Below are 20,813 nucleotides of genomic sequence, written 5' to 3'. Positions count from 1 at the left end.
ATAAGTAGCCAGTATTATTCCACAGCGATTCAGGATCGCCTACCCCTGATTTGAGATTTCTACGGCGGCATGTTGCAGCAGCCCCTCTAGCGCGGCCTTCACCGTCTGTCGGCGGACCTCGTCACGGCTGCCCGGAAAGAATCGCTGCTCACTGACGACCCTGTCACCGACGCCCCAGGCCAGCCACACGGTGCCCACCGGCTTGCTCGGCGAGCCACCGTCCGGCCCGGCCACGCCGCTGACCGCCACGGCAAACCGCGCCAGGCTTTTCCGCTGGGCACCCCGCGCCATGGCCTCGACCACCTCACGACTGACCGCCCCGACCTTTTCGAACAGCTCGTCCGGCACATTCAGTTGCTGGGTTTTCTGGCGATTGGAATAGGTCACATAACCCGCCTCGAACCAAGCCGAACTCCCCGGAATCCGGGTGATCGCCTCGGCAATCCCGCCACCGGTACAGGATTCGGCCGTGGTCACATGGGCATTGAGCAATTGCAGGCGCCTGCCCAGCTCAGCCGCCAGTTCGGTGATGTCATCCATGATGCTCTCCTGATTCGACGCAATTGGGGCCTACCGTACACGAGCATTCGCAGCTTGCAAGGCTCACCGGACTACTGACCCAACGCCTTGACGTAGGCCTGGCAGGCCTGCAAGGCGATCAATCCGCGGTCGCCTTCGTCGGTGATGGCGATAATTCGTTGAGCATGCGCCGGGTCAAGTCGGGCGCGTAGGGGACCATGATCCATGCCGCTGGTGCTGGCGGCGGCAGGCACCGCACAACCGGCGGGGGCGTCGCTGGCATCGAGGAGGACTGACAGCCGGACATCGGCAGTAGCAAGGCGATCGCGCAGGCGATCCTGGTCATGTTGGGCATCGATCAGGGCTCGGTAGTGGGTTTGTTCGCTGGTGGAGAGTTGTTGTTCCAGGACGAGGCGTTTGCTCTGCTCCGCCTGTAACTGGGTCACGGCCACGCTGCTGATCTTATTCAGGTCAGACTGATGAAGGCCGATTTGCTCAGCCAGGCGTTTCTCGTAACGCCAACCCTGAACTGTCCATGTCGCGCCCACAACTAGTAACACGATAATAAGCCCACCTATAGGCCAAACCTTAAGGTTCAAGAAACTCATGGCACATCCTTGAAGAATATGTGACTACCCAGGCGTAGAGTCCGCGTTGCCTTGGCTGCCCATACTGGAGGCTTCGCCATAGTTGTTGCGTAATAGTGGGTCGCGCCTCTCGTGAGGTCAGGCTCCCTGCCAACGATCACCAGCTCAGCCACCCGCAGAGCTTGGGCAAATTGCCTCGGAGGGATCGGCTTGACACCAATCAGGAACGGATAGTTCGGGTCGTTTTTGTTCCAACAACTGAATTGGTATGGCTTCAGGCAAACGCCAGCATAGCCTTCTCCCCACCAAGACTTAGCTTTTTCATCTTCCACCCTATTGCGAATAGCCCAGGCCACGGCAATCTGTCCGACCTGGCCTTCCCCCCTTGCTTCTGCCCACAAAGTACCGGCGAGGATGTCGCGGTCACTCTCGAAAACAGCCATAACTTTCTCCAGACGAAACAAAGCACGCTCGTCAGCTGAGCATCTTTGAATTCAGCCAATAACTTCGATAGTGAGTAATCCAGCCACCGACAAGCTCCACACTCATCACTATCTACCACCATCCAATAACTGACACCCACTAATAATGCCTACATCTTATGCCAGCCAACATCAGTATTCCCACCTAATAAAATACTAAAAGATCAATAACGGCGCGCCAAAGAACAAAAAACAATGCCTCTTCACCACCGTTATCTGCGAAATCGTGATAACTGTCGAGCTGGCGCCCCGCTAAACGGGCCATCCCTCCTCAAGCATGCTGTGCGTAAAGCTTTTATCAGCCAGTGCGACAAGTAACTCACCCTCGCGATCGAAGCATGCCTGCACGTGAGCGCGTACCGCATTCGCAATGCCGATTAACTCTGAAGCAGTCAAATTGACCATTCCATCAGCTGTCTTCCAAGCACATACATATTCGCTATCCATCATTGCCGACAGCGTTGCTCCAGTTATAAGCGCTTGGCTGCCCCGCTTCGTATCAATTGATACACCCTCGACATTGGTACCCGCGGTTTCATGGGCGTACCTAGTGCTTGCGATTAACGCGGCAATATCATCGCCTGTCAGGGGGGTTATGACGTGCGAGAAGCTCCCGTCTGTTTGAAGAAACCAGCCCCCTCCTGTCTGCTGGGTGATTTCCAACCATTGTTCGTCTGTTACCCTAAAAGCCCCATCGGGTATCTGGTGGACATTATCGATTAGTTGCTTGACTACCAGACCTTTTGAATCTACCACTACGTATTTTCCAGCCATTTTATTCTCCGATCAATTACCTATTGCAATGTAACGAACACCCGCGACCGCAGAAGAAGTGTCGTAGCTAATCGTTATCTGTGTCGTTGACAAGGAAGGCACGCCTGTATCAGCTACGCCGTTAGCATCCAAGTTGCTAACCACGGCTTGAAATACTGCATTAGGAAAGGTCAACGGAAAGTTGTAAGAAATACTCCCTACTCCGGTCCTAGTTACACTACCCCATTGGATGATTAGCCCCCCCAACCAAGACGGAAACGCGACATAACCATTGGCAGCAAAAAGAGAACTGAACCCTGCGCGCAGCTTCTTTGGAGTCACGATGGTTGCATCATCTACTCCAGCATTTGTTAATGATTGAGTGGCAACTTTGGCAACACCGACGGTTGTTTCTGAGGCGAAAGCACCTGAATCAACAATGAAACTCCAAGGAGTCCATGAGCTGCCACTGTATGCCCGCTTATAGACAATCCGAGTTGTAACATCCATGCAAATCTGTATTTTGGTGACCGACCCACTACTTCCTCGAGTCTCCCCAAAAACAATAGTGCTACCTGGATTATTAGATGCGTTTGGAGAAGCATAAAAATAGCCAGTAGTAGCATCATTTAAATCTGACACCAAGATCGAGTCGCCGAGCCCATACGCCACTCTTAAAACGGCAGGAGTAATCGCGCGCTGGGTATCTTTGCCGGCCTGAGTTTCAGCAACATTAGCGAGCTCTACGAGCCCTTTCTCTGTCGCCGAAGCGTCCGGTGGAGAAGAAGGGACCGCAGCGGCGATTTTTGCGTTGATCGCAGCTAGGAGCTGAGCATTATTGTCCTCGTCTGGGGAGAAGCCGGCGGACGAAATGACATTCAAAAACTCTTCGGTTACGGCATTACCCCACTGAGCAGGGATCAGCGATCCGGGGGCTCCGGCTATTTGGTCTTCGTCTACGAATTTCCCATTTGCCAACCCAGCGCTGGGAACACTTTTTGGATAATCCATTCTCTACTCCTTAGTCATAATTAATATGAATTTTCGTATGTGCCGGCGTACTGCGATGAATCAGGCACTCCAGCGCAGACCCTGGATTCATGCCGAATCGTTCGCCCCAGTAGCTAGCGCCGAAACAGCGCCCGAGCGAAAGGCGTCCGCCAGTATTGAGGGTCCACATGAATTGCACTTGCCATGTTCCGAAATGCGTCTGACCAAACCGCGAAAGCCCCATGCGCGGTGCCCGGTGCTCGGTCACATTCGCGTTGGGGTAACCCTGGCTGCGCGCGATGGTGACGAAGTAAGCCGCAGCCTGGCTGCCGACCGCCAACAACCGCCGACGCACCGCCAACTTCCGATCGTCATACAGCGGCGTGGCCCCCAGGCAGGGGTCCGGCAGGTTCATCACCCGCTCCCAATCCGGCACCAGCTCACTCACACCCGCCGGATCCATTTCATGCAGCAAATCACCCGCACGCGCATCGAGGCGCGCCAATTCCTGGGCGATGCCTTGCAGCACTTCGTCCAGTTCCGGTACGCGCTCCGGATCCCACGCCGGCCCGCTGGGCAGCAGGCTGCGCAGTTGGGCCTGGTATTCCCCGGCGGTTCTTATTCCAGCCATACGCAGCCTCCGAAGGTCAGTAACTGATTGCTCGCCGCAATCACATCGGCGGCGGGCGCAGTAAGCGTGTGGTCGGTTTCACCAGTGGCACTGCTGATGGCTTCGGCGATGTGAGTCAACAGCAGGGTTTCGCCGAGGCCGGCTTCACGGTTGTGCAGGTCGCGCAACTGGGCCTCGATGGCGGCGCGTACGGCGCTGGTGTCAGGGGTGATACGCAGCCTGTAGGTCACCGGGACCTGCACCGGCGCCAGCACATGCACCTCGGCGGTCACCGGGCGCAGGGGCTCGATGTAGGCCCGGACCTCCTCCAGTTGCTCGGCATTGGGAATCGGCTGCGGATCGTCGTCACGCATGACGAACAGGCCGACAGTGCCGGGCCCCAGGTAGCTGCCACGACACCAGGCGCGGGTGATGCCAGCACATTCCAGAGCCCAGGTTTCATAGTCCTGGGCCGAGCCACCATGGGGGATGATACGGTAGGAGCGAATCACCCGCGCCCGCAGGGATTCGAGGCTTTCCCGGGCGACGCCACCGGTCAGCCCCGGCGCCAGCACGGTGAAGCTGCCGGAGATGCCGAGGATCGGTTGCACCGGCGTCAGCGCCAGGCCGGCATCGGCATTGCCCAGGCTGCCGGCCTCCAGCGCGGCGATGGTGGTGGTGTTGAGGCCGTTGCTGGTGGTGCGGGCGGTGGTCACTTTGTAGGCGCGACCATCGGCCGATTGCAGCAGCGTGTCGACATCCAGCACCGCCCCGGCGGTTGCGGTGAAACTGACGGTGCCGCTGGCTGGCTGAGCGGCTTTGCGCGCCTGGTTCAGCCGTAGGGCGGCGATGCGCTCCAGGGTGGATTCGTCGGCCTTGTCCGGCAGGATCTGCTCGGCGATCCAATCGAGGTAGCCGTACAGGCCATAGGCTGCGCCGCCCAGGGTACGGGCCAACACTTGGGCATCGGACTGGCGCAGCGAATCGCTGGCCAGGTCGCTTTGGGTGCGTTTGATCAGCACCGGCAGCGAAGGGGTTTCAAACGGCATAGGTCACCTGCCAACTGTTATCGGGATTGATGTCCAGGCGCCGGCCATCGGCCAGGGTCAGGATGGTGCGCAGGTTCAAGCGCTGGGCGTCGAGGCGTTCGCTGATGATGTCGATGGCGCTGCAATGGCCGTCGTCGATCAGCCATTGCAGGGCTTCGCGGGCGTAGAACTCGGCGTCGAGCTGGGTCTGGCGGGTCAGCTTGACCCGGCGCAGCAGCCACAGCCGCGAGCCGATGCGGTCATCGGCGACCGTAGGAAAAGTGTCGCCCCACCAGCCGAAACGTTCCTCGTCATCGACGGCATCGTCGTCAGCGGCGCGGCTCCAGGTGAACAGGCTGATCAGTACCGATCGGGTCAACGCGGCGTGCAGGTTCTGGCTGATGAACATCACTGACCTCCCGCCGGCGTGCCGGTCTGGCCGGTGCCGGGCTGTACGCCGACATGCACATGCTTGATCTGGCTGATGCCGCCGGCGATCTGGTCGCCTTGGGAAATGATCTTGCCGGTGTGGTTGATGACAGGACTGTCGATGTTCACCGCGCTGCTGGCGCGGATGTTCAGGGTGGCGGTGTCAATGTCGATGACACGGCCGCGCTTGAAGTGAATCCTGTCGCCCTCGTCGGTGTAGATCGCCACTTCGCCGGGGGCCAGGGCCTTGAGGCGAAAGCGGCGGTCGGCGACTACCAGTACCACGGCATGGGAACGGTCGCCGCCCAGGAAGGTGGCGATGCCCTCGGCGCCGGCCAGCGGGTTGCTGGTGAAGCCGTAGGGTTCGAAGTGTTCCATGTCGTCGTTCACTTCGCCCGCGGTGAGGCGCATCTGCAGCGACTGCAGTTTGGAAGCCGAATTGGCGAGCACGACAGTGCCGCGCGCCAGTAGGCGGGTCAGTAGGCTCATTGGGGTTCCTTCGGAAATCGGGTTGGGGCGGGCTGTCAGTCGAAGTGATCGGTGGCTGGGCCGCCGCCATCGCGAGCAGGCTCGCTCCCACAGGGGATTTGTGGTGGACGGGGATTTTGTGGTCGCCCTCGGAACAGGGTGGGAGCGAGCCTGCTCTCACAGGTGGGCGCTGCCGGGCTCAGGACTTGGGCTTGACCGGGTTTGCGTCGAAGGTATGGGGCGGGGCGACTTGCAAGGTGGTGACCGAGCCTTGGGCGGACAGTGAATAACTCACCTTGGAAATCAGCATGTCGCCGTCGAACCCGAGCACCGGGTCGATCACCCGCACCAGGCTGTTGTGGCGCCACAAGTCGCCATTGGCCTGGCGCCAGCCCTGCACGCGGTAGGTGGTGGTCAGGGCGCGGCCGGAGCGGATGGCGCTTTCCCAGTCCGCTCGTTGCTGGGCCAGCTCGAAGGTCAGTTGGGCGCTTTCGCTGATCACCGTCACCCGCTTGCGTTTGAAACCCAAGTCGGTGGCGGTGCCCGACACCTCGCTGACTGCCGTCCCGCTCTGCTGGTCATTACCCTTGTGCTGGCCAATGACTCGGTATTCGGAAAACACTTGGCTGAAGTCCATCGGCGCGTTGCCCGAAAGAATGTTCTTGCCCAGCTCCAGCACATCACTGGCCCGCCCTGCGCTGCCGGGCTTGGCCAGCAGCACGCGGCCTTCGGCGTCGTCGGTGGAAAACACCCGGAACAACGTCAGCAAACGGTCGATGGATTGAAAGACGGTTTCTCCCGGCACGATGCTGTGCTCGCTCAAACGCGTCGTTTCCGGGATTTCACTGACCACCCCCACGCCATATTGCGAGGCCAGGGCCTGAACAATGCTCAGCACCGTCTGCCCCCGCCATTGGCTCGGACGATTGATCGCCGCGCAATCCACCAGGTCTTGGGTTCTGGACCCCCCTTCGATGCTCAGCGTGATCTGGCGCCCGTCATAGCTGACCGGAGCCTTGAACACGTAGCCGCTGAGCACCAGGTCGGCACCGATGCGCACTTGGCATTCATCACCGGGACGGATCGGCACCGCCTGGATCTGCCCCGGCCATTGCCAGGTGATGTCGAGTTTGAAGGTGCGGAACTGCCGCTCCAGGTCCGCACTGATTTCCACGCTTTTCCAGCCGCCGTAGTCCAGCCCACCGACGGTGAGCGTGACGACGTTATCGAACTCGCTCATGGCTTACTCCCCCGAGACTTTCAGGTCGTTGGGCGGCAGGAAACCTGGGTGGGCCACACCGTTACGCTGGATCACTTCGGTCACCCGGGTGGCATCGGCAAATTGCTGATAGGCCACCACCAGTGCCGGCAGGCTTTGCTTGAACGACAGGTTGATCAACCGAACACCCGATGAGGCCACCGCCGTCAGGTGCGCGGCCATTTGCTGGCGCAGGTGGTTCAACGCCTGATAGTGATCTGGACCCGTCTTGAGGGAGGCCTGCCAGATAGCTTCGTTGAGGGCATCACGCAGGGCCAGGACATCGTCGGCCACCGGTACATCCCGGCGTTGGATCGGCTGCACGGCCTGCTGCGCCACCGAAGGCGTGGCACCGAGCTTGACCACCGGCGCCGCCACGGGCATCGCCGCAATCCATTGCGCGGCCTGGACCAGCAGCGTGTCCTGGACCAGGTCGGCCAACGCCTGGGCCGCCGCCGTGGTGTCCTTGCCGGTGGTGAGTTTGGGCGCGTCCGCCTGACGGATGGCTTCGACCTGTTGCGACACGCTGGCAATCACGCCGCGATAGCCGTCACGGGCAAAGTCCTTCAGCTCCCGGATGTCCCCCAACAATCCCTTGAACTCGGCCGCCACTTCCTTGGGCAGCTCCTTTACCGCCTTGACCAGATCGCTGAGCTGCCCATAGACCTCGATCAACGGCTTCAGCTCCTGCTCGATAACCCCGTAGACCTCCTTGAGGCTGTTGCGCAGGTCGGCGATGCCGATCCGCGCGGCCTTGATCAAGCTCATCGCGTCTTCGAAACGCCGCACCGCCGAACCCAGGAAGCTATCAGCCGACACCAGCAGCAGTTTCTGGCTGTTGATCGCCGCCGAAGGAAATTGCAGTGGCTGGTCGGGGTAGAACTTCAGGGCAAACGTGACCAGCCCGCCGTCCTGGCGGGTCTGGGTCATGTCGCACTCGCCGACCTTGACCTGCATCCGTCCCAGCCAAGGATGCACCAGCTCGCCGCTGCCCTGCTCCAACGCCTTGAGCAGTTTGTCACGCTGCTCCAGGCAGTCGGGGCCGACGATAAACGCGGTCAGTTCATGGATCTTCGCCTGCTGGCCCAGCCCTTCGAAAAACGGTTGGTCGCGCTGCGGGTATTCATGCAACTGGCCCTTGTGCCCTACCGGGGTTTTCGCCTGGTCGACCCAGAACCCGACGCCACGGAACGACGCCGGCAACAAACGATCACGCCAGCTCATTGGAACCTCCTGCGGACAGAGAGCGATAACCGATACGCGAACTCACCGCCAGGCCAGGTTGGTTGGTCTGGGGTGGCTCGGCGCGCAAACCGGCCGGCGCGTTTTCGAAGCGTACGGTCAGGCCGCCTTCAAGCTGGGTGCGACTGTTCGCGGCGCTTTGTTGCACCAACGCACTGGAGGTCTGCGGCAGCGCACCGGCGCTACCAAAAAGCGCCGGCGCGAGTTCACCTTTGCCCTCGGCATTGGTCTTCTGTTGCGCGTCGGTCAGCCCTTGGACCTTGCCGGTAAACGTGGTGATGACCTCGCCAAAACCACCGTTGAAGAACGCCTTGATCGGCGCGATCACACTCTGCAGCTCGTCCCACCACTGGCTGAACCACTCACTCACTGGCCCCCACTGCTTCGTGAGGCCCTCGATGGGCGACCAGTCGAATAGCCCGCCGAACACTGCCAACATGATCGACACCTGATTGCGCAGGCCTTCCCAGATTCCGGCGAAGACGTCCACAAGGGTGCCCCAGTTGGCCATGATCAGGCCCAACGGCGTCCAGTTGAAAAGGCCCTGGAGCGCGTCCATCACCGGCACGGTCAAGGCCTTGAGCAGATCCCAGATGGCCGAGAACAACCCGGTCAGGGGGCCCCAGTTATTGATGATCAAACCCAGGGGCGACCAAGCGAACAACGTCTGCATAAAGCCGATGATGGGCGTCGCCGCCGCCACGAGCACATTCCACAGCGCGCCGAAGAAACTGCTGATCGGCCCCCAGTTGCTGATCACCTGCCCCATCGGGGTAAAGGCGAACAGCGTCTTGAAGAACTCAGCCATTGGCAGAACGATGGGCGCAAGCCTTTGCCAGAGCCCGGCGAAGAACGCCGAGATCGGTTCCCAGTAAGCGATGATCATCCCAGCCGCCAAGGCGATGCCCATGGCAGCTAGGCCAATAGGGTTCATTTTCAGGGCGAGGCTGACCACTTCGAGGGCCTGGCTCGCACCGCTGACCGCCGTCTGCATCGCACTGAACGCCACGGCGCCCGTTGCCAGGCCCTGCACCAGTTGCGGATTGTCCTGCAGCACCTGGGCCACACCGCCGATCATCGGCTGTAGACCAACCGTCAACGCATTGACCGCGGGTACCAACGCCGAGCCGAACTGCAACGACACATTGCTGATGGACGTCTTCAATCCATCCAGCCCTTGCGCCGCCACCAACGGCGCTGCCGGTGCCTGGACTGCGCTGGCTGCCGCGTTCACGTCCACGACTTCACCCTTGAACGCCAGCGCCGACTTGAGCCCGTCCATGAACGGTTTGGCGATCCCCCCGTCCGGCAGCAGCCCGGAAATATCCAGGCTGCCAAGACCGGTCGCATCGAGGTTCTGTTTGAAGCCCTGGACCTTCGCCCGAAGGCCGGCGAGCTTGGGCGACAGCTCGTCGATGCCGGTCAGCAACACCGCTTTTTTCTCTACCTTTTGTGTGTCTGCCATCACTGCACCTGCTGCATCGCATTGATCCGTTGCGCGTGCTCCAGGGATTCACGGAGCACATCCAGTGGCCTGGCCATCATCTGTTCGGGGTCAACCTTCCAGAACCAGGCCAGGTCATAGGCGGCTGCGATCAGGTCGCCGATGGCTGCGACGCCGCACTCATGAAAAAACTCGCAACGGCCCAGCTCAGCGCGTTGAGGTCGGCCAGGTCCAGCTGGTTGACCGACGATGGTGGGATGCCGGCGCAGACCGCGATGTATTTGGCCGCGACGTCCATGTCCAGGCTCACCTCCTCGCTCTTGTCGATCTTGTACGGCAGCGCCTTGATCGCCCGGACCTCCTGCACCGTCGGACGGCGCAGGGTCAGTTCGTTCAATGGCTCGCCGTGGGCCTCGATGGCCACGCGCAAGGTCACCATATCGCTCATTGCCAGGTCCCCTTGATGCCTTCGAATTTCAGCTCGATGGTGGCGTCGTCGCCCTTGGACACTGGTTCTTCCACCAGGTAGGCGCCGGCCAGCACGTAGACCTTGCCGTTGCTGAACTCGCAGGTGACGGTCATGTCGGTGCCGGCCACCAGTTGCTTGAGCGGGAAGTCCGCGGTGTGCAACGCCGTCACCTTGAAGGACGGAGCGATGTCGGTTTCCTTGTAGAAACCCGGTACGACGGTTTCACGTTTGGTGAACATCAACGGCGCTTCGCAGCCACCGTTGATGGTCAGTTGAGCGCCGTCCACTTTGACGTAGCAGGTGCCCGCGATCAGTTGACCCATGGTGTTTCTCCTTCAAATAAAAAGCCCACGCGGGGTGGGCTGAATTCATGCGTTCAAACACGACACTCAGGCAGCAGCGTCATACTGCAGACGGAACTGGTTGAGCAGCGCGAACACCCGCAGGCCGTTGATGTAATCCGGTGGGAACAGCACATTGACCCGACTCGGGTCCTGGCTGTCGCGCTCGACGATCAGGTGTTCGGCGAACAACTCGGCGTTTTCCACATGGCCTTCCAGCTCGAGCTTGGCGTACTGGGCGATCAGCTCGCCGCGAATCGTGCTCGGGGTCACGATGGGTTGGCCGGCGCCGAAACGGGTACCGTCGGAGGCCAGTTTGTGGCGACCGTATTTGCTGGTGATCACGCTTTGCAAACGACGCACGATGAACGCCGACTGATGCATGGTTTCGCTGTCCAGGTAGGAATTGTCAGCCTGGCCGAAGGCATTTTTCTGATACGTGGTGATGGAACGCTGAATACGCACGTAGCCGCCTTCGTAGTAGGCGGTCGCGATACCGTAGTTGAGCAGCGACTGGCGCTCGGTCAGGGTGAAGCGTTCGCTGGCCGGTGCCGGATCCAGGCCCGGCAGGCTGCCGCTCTGGGTAGGACGGCTGGCGTCGGCCGAGATGAACACGGCAGTGCGGGCTGCCAGTGCGGCGGCCTGGACCCACGACGGTTGCGGCACGCCCGGCTCCAGGGCCTGGATGGTCATGTGCTGGTCGTTGCGCGCCTGGCCGGCCGCCACCAAAGTGCCGATGGTGCCGCGCTTGGCACTGTAGACATGGCCGAACAACTGCTTGGCCCAGGACCAGCGACCGGTGCTGTCATCCATCACCGCTTGCCAGGTATTCAGGCTCGACAGGTCGGACCACGGCATGGCGATGAATTCGAATGGCTCGTCACCCAGGGCCGCGACGGCGGCGGTCTGGTCCGGTACGCCAGCGCCGCCGGTCATGGCGGTGATCGCAGTGGTCAAGCCCGCAGGGGTGTCTTCGCCATTGCTCTTGCCCAGGCGATTGAACTGCAGGCTGATGTCGTTGCCGCTGTCGCCGGTCCATTTGGCGCTGAGGGTCACGACGCCGTCGACGGCCGCGGCGGTCACTGGCAGATCGGCTGTCGCGTTGATTTTCAGCGCCAGTGCCGTGGCGGCCTGGGCCGCTGTGGCACCGTTGACGATGGCTGCCTGGACACGTACGCCGCCGACGTACAGATTGAGCGCACCGCTTTCGGTGGCGGTACCGGTGAAGGTCAGCACGCCGTTGGCGATGGCACCTTCGACGTTGTGCAGCGGCAGGCACCAGATTTCGCCGAGCGGGTCGGTCTTGCGCCAGGTTTCGTACATCGAGGCGAGCATCGAGCCCTGACCGCCGATGCTTTTTGCCAAGGCCACGCTGGAGACCAGCACCAGTTTTCCGACGTCTGCCGGGACAATGTTGTCGTTCACCTGAGCGACGATCAACCGGCGCATGGCCGACGACGCGCTATTGGCGGCCGAGTTGTCCATCTCGGCGTAGAACAGCGGAACACGAATGTCCGCGGGGATGTTGCTGAATCCGATCGCCATTACTTGGCTCCCTGTGGTTTGGCCGCTTTCACGGCTTTGGTTGTGATATCGCCATCGGCCAGACGCCGACGCCACCAGGCGTTGTCTGGCACTTCGCGGCCTTCGAGGGGCAACAGATCGCCCGCTTCCGGGTCCGGTACCACACGGCCCGGGGCCGGCAGCACGGTGATGCGTTTGCTCATGGGGTTACGTCTCCAGAGAAAGTCAGCTCCAGGCGCCCATCGGGGCCGGGACGTTTCAGATTGGGGTCCGCCGGATCGATGGCATCGACCCGCACGGTGGCCCCGGTAAAGGACGACAAGCCGTCCAGTTCACGTTCGTGCCAGCTTTCGGCAGGCTGGCTCGCCAGATTGCGGCCCAGCTGGAACTCGGTGAAAAAGCGCAGCCGGAACAACCCGCGGCCGCTGTTGATCGAGACCGGTTCGCTGCCGTCGTATTCGATGCCGGAGTAAGTGGCGCCGGGCTTGAACCCCACCAATCCGCGCCACAATTCGGCTCGCAGGTCGTGAAGCAGATCCAGCGCATTTGTCGGGTCACTGGCATCGAGCACCAGCACAACGTCGAAACGGTCACGCACCGTTTGCAGCGTGACGTTCTGTGCCGTGTTCCGGCTCGCCACATCGGTGCTCGACAGAACATAGGCACATGGGGTTTGCAGGGGCGTGCCGGCTTGCAACGCAACGAGGTCCAGGCCCGCGACCACTCGACTGGCGAGCGTTGGGCATTGCTCACGCAACTGCGTGAGGATCGGCGTGATCTTCATGGAGAGTGCTCCGGTGATAGGCAAGTAAAGTCAGAAGCCCTGTGGGAGCGGGCTTGCCCGCGAAAGCGGCGGGTCAGTCGAGAGAGATGTTGGATGTGCCGACGTCTTCGCAAGCAGGCTCGCTCCCACAAAGGTCCGGTGGTGTTCCCGAATGCTGGGATCGCCAGCAATCCAGGGTGGGAGCGGGCTTGCTCGCGAAAGCGGTGGATCAGTCGAGATAGATGTTGGATGTGCCGACCTCATCGCGAGCAAGCCCGCTCCCACAAAGGTCCGGTGGTGTTCCCGAATGCTGTGATCGCCAACGATCCAGGGTGGGAGCGAGCCTGCTCGCGATGGCGGTGGGTCAGTCGAAATGGATGTTGGATGTGCCGACCTCATCGCGAGCAGGCTCGCTCCCACAGACCCCGCGTCATTCCCGGATGTCGTGATTGAGGGCGATCCTGGGTGAGAATCAGGCCTTGGCGTCGAGGCAGGTTGCATCGATCTTGCAGCGATAGCTTTTTTCCCGGTCACCCGTGGCGGTGACCTTGTCGATCGACCAGCGGCCGCGCATGAAATCCGGCCAGGTCGGGTCCAGCAGGACGATGCCTTCGGCGGACAACCCCGGGTTGCCGGGGCATTCGATGGCAACCTTGAGGGCTTCGCGCATCAGCCTGCGCACTTCGCCTTCACCGGCGGCGCGGGCGTCTTCTGCGCTCTGGAAATGCTGTCGAAGGATCTTGAACGGCGCGATGCCACTTTCCTCCACCTGCACTTTGCCAGCCGCCGCATCCCACCAACGGGTCTTGCAGCCCTGGTATTTCGCCCGGGCGGTTTCATCGAGGACGGCGGAGATAAAAGCCTGATCTCCAGGACGATTGTTCGTCGTCACCGACAGCTTGATCTGCGGCAAAACCTTGCCCGACAGCGACTTCGCCTGACCACGCCGAGCCAGCACATACCATTCGTTGATCGGTTTGGCGACGGCGTCATGCCGATGGGCCAAGCGCGTCAGGAAGCCCATATCGGTTTCGTTGGACTGGTCGATGTGCCCAATTTTTATCAGCGACAGCTCCGGCGCCACACGCGGCGAAAAACCATGCCTGGCGGTCAGTTCACGGAACAGTGCGCCCAGGGTCGTCGGGCCATGGCTGACGGACCGACGCTGTTTGAATCCGGTCTGGTCCGCCGCACTGAACGGCGCGGCCATGGCCACCAACGTCAAGCGCAGGGGAAACAGCGTCGGCGTGCGCCGGGTAATGACGAACTCCCCCTTGTCCACCAGTCCGGACTCCAGATAACCCACCCGCAGACCGATTTTTCCGCCGAGGCTGGGTAACCCCTCAAGCCCTTCCAGGCTGATGACGAGGGTCAACTGATCGGACTCGATCCCCGCCGCGTCGACGTGGGTCCAACTGAGCAAGCGCTCATTGAGCAGTGCCGCATTCGCACCATAGATTTCTACTGCTGGCGTGAAACCCAGTGACATGTTGCCTCCTTAATCCCAAGCCGATACCGGTGCGGGTGCAACGGGTTTCAGATCCACCTCCGGCAAGGCAACCCACACCCCCGCCGGCAGTACCGGGCCCCATTCGGCCAGTCCGGGATTGAGCAGCCAGAGCGCTTGCTCGGAGGCATCGTCACAACACTCAAGCTCGCGGTACAGCAACAGATTCACCGAATCACCGGCGATACTTCGAACCCTACGCATTGGCGAACTCCGTCAATTCAATCACCCAGCCGACCACCATCGCCGTACCGTCATCGATGACCTCAGTCTGGGTTTCCGACACCTTGTTGATCTGCCAAAACCCCCAGTTGCGCCCGATGCCATCCACCAACGGCACAGGCACGCGCAAGGCCTGCAATGCACGCAGCTCATCGAGCCGATCCATGGCGGTCGCGTACATCGACTTGCCCGTGATCGTCAGCCCTTGCAGGCCTTGGCCGACCTGGCTGGACTTGGGTTTGCTGGTAAGGATGTCGATGCTCTTCCAGCCGCCATCCGAGGTGCGTACCAGCGAGTGGTACGCGAAGTTTCTCGACAGCCCGAAAATGAAACTGCCGAGTGCCATTTGCTGACGCATCACGTACCTCCGTCGGTCAGGGCCGCGTCACTGCGCATGGCCAGTGAGTTGGGCATGGTTGTCAGGCCGAACTGGCCGGTAATCTGCTGCACCACCAGATTGGCCAACTGACTGGCGCTGGCCTGGTCCTGACCATTGATGTAGATGTTGGCGGTCATGGTGTTTTGTTGGGTACTGGTCTGGCTGCTGGTGAGGTCTTTGCTGACCTGTTCCGGCGACTTGAGGCGATCACCCCCGGTGTAGATAGCCTCGCCCAGGGATTCACCGCCCTCGCTACCGAAATAGGAACCCAGCGCACCGCCGACCAATGCACCGATCGCGGTGCCGATCACCGGAACGAAACTGCCCAGCATCGCGCCGGCGGCGGCACCGGCATAACCGCCTGCCAGCCCACCAAGGCCGGCTCCAGCCGCGCCTGAAGCGGCCTTGTAATCACCGGCCTCAAGAGCTTTGATACCGTCGTAGCCGGCACTGGCCAGCGCCAGGGGCGCGCCCAGCCTGCCGGTGAAGGTTCTCGCTCGAGCTGCGGAGATTGCCAGTCGGCTGCGCATATCAGGGCGGGAAGTTCGGGCTTTTCCTGCGTCCGGTTGCTTCTGCCCGCCGTCCTTGGCTTGAGTTCCAGGCGCATCGCTTGCCGGTGGCTGGATGGCTGCGTCCGGTTTCAGCAGTGCCTCACGGGTGGAGGCAACGCCCGACGTCACTTTGTCCAGAATGGCGCTGCGAAACGGTGACGCGAGCGCCGCGCCAAACAAGGCCAACGCCGCGGTGACTTTCGGCAGCGACTCGGCCGCAGCGCTCAACCCCGTCGCCAGCGCGTCCACGCCAAGCATCGCCAGATCGGTAATGGGCGTGATGGCGCTGCCAATCGCTGTATCGAGACGGGTCACGCTGGCATCCAGTGCATTCCAGCGCGCTTGCGAGGTGTTTCCCAGCGCGTCGGCGGTTTGGGCCATCGATCCCTTGTCTCCATCGCCCTTATCGGATGCCACGGTGAGCGCGGTCTTCAGATCCTGGGGCGACTTCAGCAACTTGCCGATGCCCTCGTCGCCGTCGAACAGCGTCTTGAGCAATGAGCTCTGCTGCTCGGCAGGTTTGCTCTGCAACGCCGCCAGCAGATCCTTGATCGCGCCCGATGCATCCGTGCGCAGCCTGCTGGCCAGCGCCCCCGGCTCGATGTCCAGTTGAGTCCAGGCCGTTCGCTGCTCCGGCGTGACCTTGTCGCCCTTGCCCAACGCGGCGCCCAGGGTCTTCAGGGAGGCGCCCGCTTCGTCCTTGCCGACAGAGGCGCTCAACAGCGCGGCCGCAATGGCGGCGACCTGCTCAGGTGTCATGCCCGCCGCGATGGCGGTCTCGCCACCGCGCTGGGCAACCGAACCGATGTCCGCCGCCGAGGCTTTCAAACTGGCGCTGGCGCCAAGGCGGTTGGCCGCGTTAGCCAATTCGAGACTTTTCCCTCGATCCAAGTTCAAGCCAGTGCGCAAGCCAGCCATGAGCGCGCCGGCGTTCAGCACCTCAATCCTGTAGGCCGACGCCATCACCACACTGTCGCGGGCGAAATCCGTCAGCACTTGCTGGCGGTCTTCGGGTTTGACGTCTTTGAGCAGCCCCGCGTTGATCGCCGCCAGCTGGATCTGCGCCAGTTGCACAGCGGTCGCCCCGCTGGATGCGGCTTGCTTTTCAGCGGCGATCTTCTGGTTTTCGTTGGACATCACCTGCAGTTGTTCCGGTGACAGCTGCAGCTTCTGGTTCAGGTCGACCATGGCCGTCTGCATCGCCATTGCAGGCTTGAGGACACCAGGAGGCGCCAGTTGATCGACCTCTGCCCTGAGCTTCGACTTAGGCACCGCACTCGTCGCTGGCACCACTGCATTCGCCTTGAGCAATGACTGTTGCGCCAAGAGCGTGGTGTTCAGCGATGCCAGCGTCTCCCGCAGTTTCATTTGCTCCGACACCAGCAGCCGGATGTCGAGACTGGCCGTGCTCAATGCCAGATTCAGCCCCGACGCTTCAGACACACCGCCGAGTGTCGGCATATCGGTGCTCGCCGCAAAGGACAGCGAATATTTACTGTCTGCCATCCCGCTCTACTCCTGTTTCACGCCAAGGCGAGTGATCGCGATGTCGTAACGGCGCAATGCCTTGCCGGCGTCCCACTCCAGAATTTCCGCTTCACTTATCGGATAAATGAGCGGCACCACATCGAGGATCACTTCGATGTCGCGCTCCGAAAGAAGTCCGCCGGTTTGTTTAAAAAATCGTCGATGCGCACCTGCAGTTGTGTCCAGTCGGGCACGGTCAGCAGGTCCAGGTCGGGCAGCATCAGGCCGGTGCAGTGGGCGGTGATGAACTCCGCACGCTCCTTGGCCGTCTTCAGCTTCTTCATCGCCTTGGTGGCTCGCAATACCGGCATTTCCAGGGCCAACGAGGTCACGCTGCGGCCCGCCACGTTGAGCGGTTGCAGCAGTTGCACTTGGTCGGGATCGGCCGCCGCGTGGTCCGTCTCGGCGACCTGTGCGAGGAAATACGCCGCCGGACGGGTCGACATGTCGTGCACGTACTGGGCGATGCTCACGTAGTCCGGGCGCTTGAGCTGATCCAGTTCCTTGACCGACAGGCCGGTGGCTAACTTGGCCAGCTCGAAGAACTGGTCGTCCTCATCGTCGCCGGCACGGGCCAGGGCGTCTTTCTGCGCGGCGTAGAACAGGGGTTTGAGTTGCAGCTGGTCGATCTGCGATCCGTCGTCACCAGTGATGGGTGACAGCAGAATGTGTTGGGGAGGCGTCCAGGACATGAATCAATTCCTTGGTGAATGTGTGCCCCTTGTAGGAGCGAGCCTGCTCGCGATAGCGGTGGTTCAGTTGGCGACAATGCTGGCTGTACCGCCGCCATCGCGAGCAGGCTCGCTCCCACAGGGACTGTGTTCAACTGAGCTTCAAGGCAACAGCACCGCACGGCGCGCATCGCCGAGAATGTCGACGCCGTTGAGCACGAACTTCTGGGTACGCACGTCGATGTCGATCACTGGAACGCCGTTTTCCAGGCGATTGTAGGTGCGGCACGACAGCTCAAGATTGGTCTTGGGCTTCTCACCCATCTTCAGCGCGGTTTCTTCCAGGGATTTCAGCTTGCCGCCGACGGTGTGGTAGGTGAACCAGGTGTTGCCATCCTGATCCTGACCGGCCTCACGCACGTTCAGCAGAATGTCGTCACCGACACTGACGCCCAGCGCCAGCATGATTTCCGGACCGACACCTTGCAGGCTGAGCTTGGCGTTGAGTGCCTTACCGCCCTTGGCCATTTCCTCGGTGATGAAACGCCCGCCGCGCATCTCTTCCATGTCGAACTCGATCTTCGGCGGGGTAAACTCTTCCACGGTCGCCGACAACGGCAGGCCTTGCAGGGTGGCCGCGATGGCCTGTCTTACGCGGTTGGTAAACATTAGAGAACGTCCTCCAGGAACTGCTCGATGATTTCATCGCGGGCGTTGAGTTGATAAATCATGTGTTCGTTCGGCGCGTAGCGGCCGTAGTCGATCACCACGTACCAGGTGCCGTTCTTGTACTTCTCTACACTGTTGAGTTCCGGATGCAGGTACACGCTGCCGCCCGGGATGGTTTCGTCGGCCACCAGGGTTTGCAGCCAGTCGTTGATGCGCTTGACCTCCTGGTCCATGAACGACTTGGTCAGGTTCTTCGCCATGGCTTTTTGGCCAGCCTTGACCAGCTTGCGGCTGATGGCATCTTCCAGGCCGACGTAGCTGATGAACTTGCCGGTGATGGAGCGGTTGCCCAGCAGCGAGAAGCCACCGAGGATGGTCCGGGCGTAGTAGCTGACGCCGTAGCGGTTGAGCAGGTCGCCTTCGGTGGAGGTGTCGAGGATGTTGTATTCCACGGTGCGCGAAACGTCCTCGGCGTAGGTCACCTGGTTGCCCGGGCTCTCCCATTGCTTGACCTTGGCGAGCGCGGCGATGGCCAGGCTCGACGGGGCCAGGAAGACGTTTTTCTTCGCGGCCTTGGAGTAGACCGCCGGCATGTTGTGCACCACCAGGCAACGGTCGAAACCGAGGTCGGCGCCGCCCAGTTCCTGGCTGTAGGTCACTTGATCGGCGACCGCGGCATCCTTGCCGTCGAGTACCACGCGAGCCTTGATGCGCTTTCCGAACGAGGCGAACTCACTGGCCACCGCCTTGGTGCCGGTGAAGCCCGGCGCGCCAATGATGGTCAAGTCCTCGGCCACGCCACTCAAGGCCGCCAGGCCCAGCTTGCGACCGGTCTGCGCTTCGATGCCGCCGATGACGTTGTTCTGCGTATCGGCGGGGGTGGCGCCCTCTTCGACGATCACCACGTAGACTGGCACCTTGACCACTTTGAGGATCTGGAACACCGCGTGATACAGCGTACCGGCTTCGGTGCCGGTCGGATCGAGCAATGCCTGGGTGGTGAAGCTGTTGATGCGGAACGGTGCGTTGCGCGGAATCAGCGGATCGGCCTTCGGCGCAGTGCCGACCAGCCCGATGACGTTGTCCCCCAGGCCACCCATGGCCTCGGGAGATTCGGTGGCATTGACGGTAATGCCGTTGTGCTCGAAGTTCAAAACCTCAGCCATGGTTATTCAGCCTTTTTGGTAGTGGCCTTTTTGGCCGGTTGGGTTGGGGTGGCTTGCGTGTCGACAGCCTGTTTGTGCGCCTCCAGGACGCTGGTCAGCTCTAGGCGACCGGCACTACGCAAGGCATTGGCCTCGACATCCAGTAGTTCGAGCTCCTGACCGATGCTCGACCAGTGGCCGCCGCCGGTAGGAAATGGCACCAGCACGGTGTAAGGCTTACAAATGGGCATCTATGGGTTCCTCCAGACGCGAAAACACAAAAGCCCCGATCACGGGGGCTTTTTGCGGACGAAAAAAAACCGCTGTCGCGGTTGGGTTTACTTGACGAAGGCCGGCAGCACGGGCCAGACCAGTTTGGATGGGTCTTCGATCTGCTCGGGGATATCACGCAAGGCTTGGCGGTAGGCCTTGACCTGGGCTCGCTGTGCGTCTGTCGCCGGGTAGTCGGGCAACTGGGTGAAATCCGTCTGCCGCAAAAGTTGATCGCGGCGTGTACGAATGGCGGCCCATTCAATTTCTCGCGTGGGAACGGCCAGTGGAAGCTCAGGGGTGTTACCGGTGGATAGGTCAGACATATTCATTCCTTGCTGAAAACGACGGTGTCGGCCAATGACAACTTGGTTTTCAAGTCGCCCTGATTGAACAGCCGGCCATTGCCCACGCGCATCGTGTCAATCCGTACAGTGGTGTAGTAAATATTGGGAATCAAAATTCGCATGACAATGTTGCCGTTCGTATCGACATAAACGGCAGGCGTCATGTTTCCGAAGGTCGAGGCGTTTTGCAGTACCCGAGTCGGTTGATAGCAGTATCCCACCAGGGTTTCGTCGATAATTTTTGCAGTACCGTAGCTATACCCCTTGATGTTGAACCAGAACATTTCAGAGTTGACGTTGATGTTCAACGGCACCTTGAAATGCATATATACATTCGTGCTGGAGCCCAGGTCGGTAGTCGTAAACTCCCCCTGTGCGAGGCTGGGGTAGGGGCCTCCAGTCCCATAAACATGCCCCTGCAGCACATTGCGACGAATCGTACCCAGCGCAGCCGGATCCCCTTCTACATCCTTAAGGCTGCGCCACTCATTGAACTGTGCCAATGCCGTGGCCATGGTCGTATTGATGCTGCCAATCTTTCCATTGACCGCCGTGGTCAAGTTATTGGCCGCTGTCACCAGCGACGCGATAGTGGTTTCCAGACTCACGTTTCAAATT

At 60.9% G+C, this 20,813-nt stretch carries 27 protein-coding genes; all 27 read right to left on the bottom strand.

Going from position 1 to position 20,813, the window contains the following annotated elements; translation table 11 throughout:
- Nucleotides 1-39: 39 nt before the first annotated feature.
- Nucleotides 40-540, bottom strand: coding sequence for a CinA family protein (locus AD665_RS15900; RefSeq protein WP_053192761.1), 501 nt, complete (start codon nucleotides 538-540; stop codon nucleotides 40-42).
- A gap of 71 nt (nucleotides 541-611) precedes the next feature.
- Nucleotides 612-1,127, bottom strand: a complete 516-nt coding sequence (locus AD665_RS15895; RefSeq protein ID WP_053192759.1) for a lysis system i-spanin subunit Rz — start codon at nucleotides 1,125-1,127, stop codon at nucleotides 612-614.
- Complete coding sequence (locus tag AD665_RS15890; RefSeq protein WP_024780152.1) at nucleotides 1,124-1,549, bottom strand: cell wall hydrolase; 426 nt, start codon at nucleotides 1,547-1,549, stop codon at nucleotides 1,124-1,126. Before AD665_RS15890 ends, AD665_RS15895 begins: the two co-directional genes overlap by 4 nt.
- A 291-nt stretch (nucleotides 1,550-1,840) precedes the next feature.
- Nucleotides 1,841-2,362, bottom strand: coding sequence for a DUF4376 domain-containing protein (locus AD665_RS15885; protein ID WP_024780153.1), 522 nt, complete (start codon nucleotides 2,360-2,362; stop codon nucleotides 1,841-1,843).
- Between the two features lie 12 nt (nucleotides 2,363-2,374).
- Nucleotides 2,375-3,352, bottom strand: a complete 978-nt coding sequence (locus AD665_RS27405; RefSeq protein ID WP_122319407.1) for a gp53-like domain-containing protein — start codon at nucleotides 3,350-3,352, stop codon at nucleotides 2,375-2,377.
- Between the two features lie 10 nt (nucleotides 3,353-3,362).
- Nucleotides 3,363-3,962 carry a YmfQ family protein gene (locus AD665_RS15880; RefSeq protein WP_024780154.1) on the bottom strand — a complete coding sequence of 200 codons (600 nt, stop codon included), beginning with the start codon at nucleotides 3,960-3,962 and terminating at the stop codon, nucleotides 3,363-3,365.
- Entirely contained in the window at nucleotides 3,950-4,990 is a 1,041-nt protein-coding gene (locus AD665_RS15875; protein ID WP_053192757.1) for a baseplate J/gp47 family protein, read from the bottom strand. The genes AD665_RS15880 and AD665_RS15875 overlap by 13 nt, the downstream gene beginning before the upstream one ends.
- Nucleotides 4,980-5,378: a phage GP46 family protein gene (locus AD665_RS15870; protein ID WP_053192755.1), complete on the bottom strand. Its 399-nt coding sequence runs from the start codon at nucleotides 5,376-5,378 to the stop codon at nucleotides 4,980-4,982. Before AD665_RS15870 ends, AD665_RS15875 begins: the two co-directional genes overlap by 11 nt.
- On the bottom strand, nucleotides 5,378-5,887 hold the full coding sequence (locus AD665_RS15865; RefSeq protein ID WP_024780157.1) for a phage baseplate assembly protein V: 510 nt from the start codon (nucleotides 5,885-5,887) through the stop codon (nucleotides 5,378-5,380). Before AD665_RS15865 ends, AD665_RS15870 begins: the two co-directional genes overlap by 1 nt.
- A gap of 178 nt (nucleotides 5,888-6,065) precedes the next feature.
- A complete protein-coding gene (locus AD665_RS15860; RefSeq protein ID WP_053192753.1) occupies nucleotides 6,066-7,106 on the bottom strand; it encodes a phage baseplate assembly protein in 1,041 nt (346 codons plus the stop codon).
- 3 nt (nucleotides 7,107-7,109) lie between these two features.
- The gene (locus AD665_RS15855) at nucleotides 7,110-8,348 is read right to left on the bottom strand and encodes a DNA circularization protein (RefSeq protein WP_053192751.1); all 1,239 of its coding nucleotides are present in this window, start codon (nucleotides 8,346-8,348) and stop codon (nucleotides 7,110-7,112) included.
- Nucleotides 8,335-9,831, bottom strand: a complete 1,497-nt coding sequence (locus AD665_RS15850; protein WP_024780160.1) for a phage tail tape measure protein — start codon at nucleotides 9,829-9,831, stop codon at nucleotides 8,335-8,337. Before AD665_RS15850 ends, AD665_RS15855 begins: the two co-directional genes overlap by 14 nt.
- A 130-nt stretch (nucleotides 9,832-9,961) precedes the next feature.
- Nucleotides 9,962-10,258, bottom strand: a complete 297-nt coding sequence (locus AD665_RS15845; protein ID WP_024780161.1) for a phage tail assembly protein — start codon at nucleotides 10,256-10,258, stop codon at nucleotides 9,962-9,964.
- Nucleotides 10,255-10,602 carry a phage tail tube protein gene (locus tag AD665_RS15840; RefSeq protein ID WP_024780162.1) on the bottom strand — a complete coding sequence of 116 codons (348 nt, stop codon included), beginning with the start codon at nucleotides 10,600-10,602 and terminating at the stop codon, nucleotides 10,255-10,257. The genes AD665_RS15845 and AD665_RS15840 overlap by 4 nt, the downstream gene beginning before the upstream one ends.
- Before the next feature lie 66 nt (nucleotides 10,603-10,668).
- Complete coding sequence (locus tag AD665_RS15835) at nucleotides 10,669-12,165, bottom strand: phage tail sheath subtilisin-like domain-containing protein (RefSeq protein ID WP_024780163.1); 1,497 nt, start codon at nucleotides 12,163-12,165, stop codon at nucleotides 10,669-10,671.
- A complete protein-coding gene (locus AD665_RS15830; RefSeq protein WP_007907211.1) occupies nucleotides 12,165-12,347 on the bottom strand; it encodes a DUF2635 domain-containing protein in 183 nt (60 codons plus the stop codon). Before AD665_RS15830 ends, AD665_RS15835 begins: the two co-directional genes overlap by 1 nt.
- The gene (locus tag AD665_RS15825; RefSeq protein ID WP_024780164.1) at nucleotides 12,344-12,928 is read right to left on the bottom strand and encodes a phage tail terminator protein; all 585 of its coding nucleotides are present in this window, start codon (nucleotides 12,926-12,928) and stop codon (nucleotides 12,344-12,346) included. The genes AD665_RS15830 and AD665_RS15825 overlap by 4 nt, the downstream gene beginning before the upstream one ends.
- Nucleotides 12,929-13,379: 451 nt before the next feature.
- Entirely contained in the window at nucleotides 13,380-14,396 is a 1,017-nt protein-coding gene (locus AD665_RS15820; RefSeq protein WP_024779064.1) for a contractile injection system protein, VgrG/Pvc8 family, read from the bottom strand.
- Between the two features lie 9 nt (nucleotides 14,397-14,405).
- Nucleotides 14,406-14,618, bottom strand: coding sequence for a tail protein X (locus AD665_RS15815; RefSeq protein ID WP_024779063.1), 213 nt, complete (start codon nucleotides 14,616-14,618; stop codon nucleotides 14,406-14,408).
- Entirely contained in the window at nucleotides 14,611-14,994 is a 384-nt protein-coding gene (locus AD665_RS15810; protein WP_053192749.1) for a phage tail protein, read from the bottom strand. The genes AD665_RS15815 and AD665_RS15810 overlap by 8 nt, the downstream gene beginning before the upstream one ends.
- Nucleotides 14,994-17,072 carry a phage tail tape measure protein gene (locus AD665_RS15805; protein ID WP_053192747.1) on the bottom strand — a complete coding sequence of 693 codons (2,079 nt, stop codon included), beginning with the start codon at nucleotides 17,070-17,072 and terminating at the stop codon, nucleotides 14,994-14,996. Before AD665_RS15805 ends, AD665_RS15810 begins: the two co-directional genes overlap by 1 nt.
- A 128-nt stretch (nucleotides 17,073-17,200) precedes the next feature.
- Complete coding sequence (locus AD665_RS15800; RefSeq protein WP_053192744.1) at nucleotides 17,201-17,785, bottom strand: phage tail assembly protein; 585 nt, start codon at nucleotides 17,783-17,785, stop codon at nucleotides 17,201-17,203.
- Nucleotides 17,786-17,926: 141 nt separating this feature from the next.
- Nucleotides 17,927-18,433, bottom strand: a complete 507-nt coding sequence (locus AD665_RS15795) for a phage major tail tube protein (protein ID WP_024779059.1) — start codon at nucleotides 18,431-18,433, stop codon at nucleotides 17,927-17,929.
- Nucleotides 18,433-19,599 carry a phage tail sheath protein gene (locus tag AD665_RS15790; RefSeq protein WP_053192743.1) on the bottom strand — a complete coding sequence of 389 codons (1,167 nt, stop codon included), beginning with the start codon at nucleotides 19,597-19,599 and terminating at the stop codon, nucleotides 18,433-18,435. The genes AD665_RS15795 and AD665_RS15790 overlap by 1 nt, the downstream gene beginning before the upstream one ends.
- Before the next feature lie 2 nt (nucleotides 19,600-19,601).
- Nucleotides 19,602-19,829, bottom strand: coding sequence for a hypothetical protein (locus tag AD665_RS15785; protein ID WP_024779057.1), 228 nt, complete (start codon nucleotides 19,827-19,829; stop codon nucleotides 19,602-19,604).
- An 87-nt stretch (nucleotides 19,830-19,916) separates the two neighbouring features.
- Entirely contained in the window at nucleotides 19,917-20,174 is a 258-nt protein-coding gene (locus AD665_RS15780; RefSeq protein ID WP_024779056.1) for a tail fiber assembly protein, read from the bottom strand.
- Nucleotides 20,175-20,176: 2 nt separating this feature from the next.
- Entirely contained in the window at nucleotides 20,177-20,803 is a 627-nt protein-coding gene (locus AD665_RS15775; RefSeq protein ID WP_053192741.1) for a hypothetical protein, read from the bottom strand.
- Nucleotides 20,804-20,813 lie beyond the last annotated feature (10 nt).

Origin of the sequence: Pseudomonas corrugata, assembly GCF_001269905.1 — a bacterium.
GTDB classification, from domain to species: Bacteria; Pseudomonadota; Gammaproteobacteria; order Pseudomonadales; family Pseudomonadaceae; genus Aquipseudomonas; species Aquipseudomonas corrugata.
This window is presented reverse-complemented; position numbering and strand designations above follow the sequence as displayed.

Coding starts and splice junctions, on each gene's coding strand:
- AD665_RS15900 (WP_053192761.1), bottom strand. CDS start 540: ATGGATGACATCACCGAACTGGCGGCTGAGCTGGGCAGGCGCCTGCAA.
- AD665_RS15855 (WP_053192751.1), bottom strand. CDS start 8,348: ATGAGCTGGCGTGATCGTTTGTTGCCGGCGTCGTTCCGTGGCGTCGGG.
- AD665_RS15875 (WP_053192757.1), bottom strand. CDS start 4,990: ATGCCGTTTGAAACCCCTTCGCTGCCGGTGCTGATCAAACGCACCCAA.
- AD665_RS15860 (WP_053192753.1), bottom strand. CDS start 7,106: ATGAGCGAGTTCGATAACGTCGTCACGCTCACCGTCGGTGGGCTGGAC.
- AD665_RS15830 (WP_007907211.1), bottom strand. CDS start 12,347: ATGAGCAAACGCATCACCGTGCTGCCGGCCCCGGGCCGTGTGGTACCG.
- AD665_RS15845 (WP_024780161.1), bottom strand. CDS start 10,258: ATGAGCGATATGGTGACCTTGCGCGTGGCCATCGAGGCCCACGGCGAG.
- AD665_RS15815 (WP_024779063.1), bottom strand. CDS start 14,618: ATGCGTAGGGTTCGAAGTATCGCCGGTGATTCGGTGAATCTGTTGCTG.
- AD665_RS15850 (WP_024780160.1), bottom strand. CDS start 9,831: ATGGCAGACACACAAAAGGTAGAGAAAAAAGCGGTGTTGCTGACCGGC.
- AD665_RS15890 (WP_024780152.1), bottom strand. CDS start 1,549: ATGGCTGTTTTCGAGAGTGACCGCGACATCCTCGCCGGTACTTTGTGG.
- AD665_RS15825 (WP_024780164.1), bottom strand. CDS start 12,928: ATGAAGATCACGCCGATCCTCACGCAGTTGCGTGAGCAATGCCCAACG.
- AD665_RS15865 (WP_024780157.1), bottom strand. CDS start 5,887: ATGAGCCTACTGACCCGCCTACTGGCGCGCGGCACTGTCGTGCTCGCC.
- AD665_RS15880 (WP_024780154.1), bottom strand. CDS start 3,962: ATGGCTGGAATAAGAACCGCCGGGGAATACCAGGCCCAACTGCGCAGC.
- AD665_RS15820 (WP_024779064.1), bottom strand. CDS start 14,396: ATGTCACTGGGTTTCACGCCAGCAGTAGAAATCTATGGTGCGAATGCG.
- AD665_RS15785 (WP_024779057.1), bottom strand. CDS start 19,829: ATGCCCATTTGTAAGCCTTACACCGTGCTGGTGCCATTTCCTACCGGC.
- AD665_RS15810 (WP_053192749.1), bottom strand. CDS start 14,994: ATGCGTCAGCAAATGGCACTCGGCAGTTTCATTTTCGGGCTGTCGAGA.
- AD665_RS15840 (WP_024780162.1), bottom strand. CDS start 10,602: ATGGGTCAACTGATCGCGGGCACCTGCTACGTCAAAGTGGACGGCGCT.
- AD665_RS27405 (WP_122319407.1), bottom strand. CDS start 3,352: ATGGATTATCCAAAAAGTGTTCCCAGCGCTGGGTTGGCAAATGGGAAA.
- AD665_RS15795 (WP_024779059.1), bottom strand. CDS start 18,433: ATGTTTACCAACCGCGTAAGACAGGCCATCGCGGCCACCCTGCAAGGC.
- AD665_RS15800 (WP_053192744.1), bottom strand. CDS start 17,785: ATGTCCTGGACGCCTCCCCAACACATTCTGCTGTCACCCATCACTGGT.
- AD665_RS15805 (WP_053192747.1), bottom strand. CDS start 17,072: ATGGCAGACAGTAAATATTCGCTGTCCTTTGCGGCGAGCACCGATATG.
- AD665_RS15835 (WP_024780163.1), bottom strand. CDS start 12,165: ATGGCGATCGGATTCAGCAACATCCCCGCGGACATTCGTGTTCCGCTG.
- AD665_RS15870 (WP_053192755.1), bottom strand. CDS start 5,378: ATGTTCATCAGCCAGAACCTGCACGCCGCGTTGACCCGATCGGTACTG.
- AD665_RS15790 (WP_053192743.1), bottom strand. CDS start 19,599: ATGGCTGAGGTTTTGAACTTCGAGCACAACGGCATTACCGTCAATGCC.
- AD665_RS15885 (WP_024780153.1), bottom strand. CDS start 2,362: ATGGCTGGAAAATACGTAGTGGTAGATTCAAAAGGTCTGGTAGTCAAG.
- AD665_RS15895 (WP_053192759.1), bottom strand. CDS start 1,127: ATGAGTTTCTTGAACCTTAAGGTTTGGCCTATAGGTGGGCTTATTATC.
- AD665_RS15780 (WP_024779056.1), bottom strand. CDS start 20,174: ATGTCTGACCTATCCACCGGTAACACCCCTGAGCTTCCACTGGCCGTT.